Below are 2,809 nucleotides of genomic sequence, written 5' to 3'. Positions count from 1 at the left end.
CTGATAACTGATAACTGATAACTGATAACTGATAACTGATAACTGATAACTGATAACTGATAACTGATAACTGATAACTGATAACTGATAACTGATAACTGATAACTGATAACTGATAACTGATAACTGATAACTGTTATCCGACGGTTCCTTCTAGCTTGAGACTGAGGAGTTTATCAGCTTCGGCGGCGAATTCCATCGGTAATTTACTGAGGACATCCTTACAGAAACCACTGACTAACATAGAGACAGCATCTTCTTCGGAAATACCCCGTTGTGCGAAGTAGAATAATTGGTCTTCACCGATTTTAGAAGTAGAAGCTTCGTGTTCTACTTTAGCACTGTTGTTATCCACCTGAATATAGGGAAAAGTGTTAGCTTCGGCATTATCTCCAATCAGCATAGAATCACACTGGGAGTAATTTCTTGCTCCTTTGGCTTTCGGTCCCATTTTCACTAACCCGCGATAACTATTTTGGGAGTTACCCGCAGAAATTCCCTTAGAAATAATGGTACTCTTGGTGTTGCGGCCAATGTGAATCATTTTCGTACCTGTATCGGCCTGTTGTTTGTTATTAGTTAGGGCAATTGAGTAGAATTCCCCGACGGAATTATCGCCGACTAAGACACAACTGGGATACTTCCAAGTAATTGCCGAACCAGTTTCCACCTGCGTCCAAGAAATCTTAGAATTAACTCCTTTACACAGACCCCGTTTAGTGACGAAATTGTAAATACCTCCCTTACCATTGGCATCGCCAGCGTACCAATTTTGTACCGTCGAATATTTAATATCCGCATTATCGAGGGCGACTAATTCCACGACGGCGGCATGAAGTTGATTACTATCGTACATCGGAGCGGTGCAACCTTCTAAATAACTTACCGATGCCCCTTCTTCAGCGACAATTAAAGTTCTTTCAAATTGTCCCGTCTCACCGTTATTAATCCGAAAATAGGTGGACAATTCCATAGGACAGACGACACCTTTGGGTATAAAAACAAAGGAACCATCGCTAAAAACGGCAGAATTAAGAGCGGCAAAATAATTATCACCCACGGGAACCACAGTACCGAGATATTTCTGCACTAAGTCGGGATGTTCCTGTAAAGCTTCCGAAATAGAACAGAAAATAACCCCCTGTTCTGCTAGTTTTTCTTTAAAAGTTGTGGCGATAGAAACGCTATCAAAGATAGCATCCACGGCCACGTTAGAAAGGCGTTTTTGTTCCGAAAGGGGAATGCCTAATTTTTCAAAGGTTTCGATTAAAGTGGGGTCAACTTCTTCAAGACTGTTGAGTTTTTCTTTTTTCTGTTTGGGTGCAGAGTAGTAGATAATATTTTGATAATCAATGGCAGGATAGGAAACGTGCGGCCAACTGGGTTCGGTCATCTTTTGCCATTGATGGTAGGCCCGGAGACGAAAATCGAGCATGAATTCCGGTTCCTTCTTTTTCGCTGAAATTAGGCGAATAATCTCCTCATTTAAACCGCGGGGGATGGTTTCCGATTCAATATCGGTGATGAAACCGTACTTGTAGGGTTGGTTAACGAGATTTTTAACGGTGGTTGCACTCATGGGGGTTAGTGTTCTCTCTACGCAGTAGGCAGGGGAGGCAGTTAAACAACAATAAAGTTGTTTAAATTGATTATATAATAGATTAACAACAAAGCTGTTGTCAAAGTCACGGAAAATTTCAGAGGATGCTGGTAAACCTCTGTTATTCAGGTTACTCTGTAGGGGTAATTGGCCGCTTCTTGACTCTCAGCAATTGTACGCTAAAGCCTCTGTTTTTGGTATCATGACCACGACTCAACCCGCCTCGACGAAAGACGATATTCTGCAATATTTGCTCAAAAACGGTCAATCTACAGCCCAAGACTTGGCTGAGGAGTTAAGTATTAGTCCGCAAGCGACGCGCCGCCATCTTAAGGATTTGGAGGAGGAAGGACTGATAGAATATTTTGCCGTACAAAATAAGATAGGACGGCCCCAGCACATTTATCGTCTCAGTCGTCAAGGTCGTGGCCGTTTTCCCCATAATTACGATAATTTCGCCGTTTCTTTCCTCAATACTCTCGTGGAGACGGTGGGAGAGCAACAGGTGGGGGAAATTCTCAAAAAACAGTGGCAACGCAAAGCGGCAGAATATCAATTGCGCCTCGGGAAGGGGTCTTTAGGGGAAAGAATGAGAAAATTGCTGGAAATTCGCCAAGAGGAGGGTTATATGGCAGAATTAGTGGCACTGGAAGCAGAAAATAGTTATGTCCTGGCCGAGCATCATTGCGCTATTGCTGAGGTGGCTGGTTCTTATCCCAGTATCTGTGGCCATGAATTAGAAATGTTTGCGATGCTGCTGCCCGATTGTACGATCGAACGGACTCACTGGATCAATCAAGGTGAGCAACGATGTGGTTATCTAATTAAGTGCAAGGGATGACAGAGAAAGATTAGTTATCTCGGTGGTGATTCGGTAGTAGTGATGGCGGCTTAATCCTTTGCCAGGTGTGCATTGTAGTCATGGATAAAATACCAAAGGGCTCCCCAACGTGATTCTCCATTTTTTTAGAGAAAGATAGACTCTCTCTCACCAACCGAGAAATCCTTTGTCGAAAGGTATTATTTAATCTTTCAATAGGATTAGTTTGACCAGTTTCTTTCCCGACCGGTCGATGACGTTTACTAGGAATTACTGTCTTATAGGACTCCCAAAAGTCTGTGTAAGCAACCGCGCATTGTCGGTCAACACCGGGTAAACTGGCCCCAAAGTTTTTTAGCTGATTGACGACTCCTATCTCCGCGCATAGC

At 43.1% G+C, this 2,809-nt stretch carries 2 protein-coding genes and 1 pseudogene; 1 reads left to right on the top strand and 2 read right to left on the bottom strand.

Annotation, left to right across the window (positions count from 1 at the left end; translation table 11 throughout):
* Positions 1–136: 136 nt before the first annotated feature.
* Positions 137–1,579 carry a Fe-S cluster assembly protein SufB gene (gene sufB, locus O9295_RS21435; protein ID WP_036395285.1) on the bottom strand — a complete coding sequence of 481 codons (1,443 nt, stop codon included), beginning with the start codon at positions 1,577–1,579 and terminating at the stop codon, positions 137–139.
* A 223-nt stretch (positions 1,580–1,802) separates the two neighbouring features.
* Between sufB and sufR the strand changes: the two genes are divergently transcribed.
* Complete coding sequence (sufR, locus tag O9295_RS21430) at positions 1,803–2,441, top strand: iron-sulfur cluster biosynthesis transcriptional regulator SufR (RefSeq protein WP_012265479.1); 639 nt, start codon at positions 1,803–1,805, stop codon at positions 2,439–2,441.
* A 50-nt stretch (positions 2,442–2,491) separates the two neighbouring features.
* Here the strand turns inward: sufR and O9295_RS21425 are convergent.
* Positions 2,492–2,809: pseudogene (locus tag O9295_RS21425) on the bottom strand (IS1 family transposase); the annotation flags it as partial.

Origin of the sequence: Microcystis sp. LE18-22.4A (assembly GCF_027531105.1) — a bacterium.
Lineage (GTDB): Bacteria > Cyanobacteriota > Cyanobacteriia > Cyanobacteriales > Microcystaceae > Microcystis > Microcystis aeruginosa.
This window is presented reverse-complemented; position numbering and strand designations above follow the sequence as displayed.

Excerpts from the sequence above, each read along its gene's own strand:
- sufR (WP_012265479.1), top strand. The coding sequence starts at position 1,803 with ATGACCACGACTCAACCCGCCTCGACGAAAGACGATATTCTGCAATAT.
- sufB (WP_036395285.1), bottom strand. The coding sequence starts at position 1,579 with ATGAGTGCAACCACCGTTAAAAATCTCGTTAACCAACCCTACAAGTAC.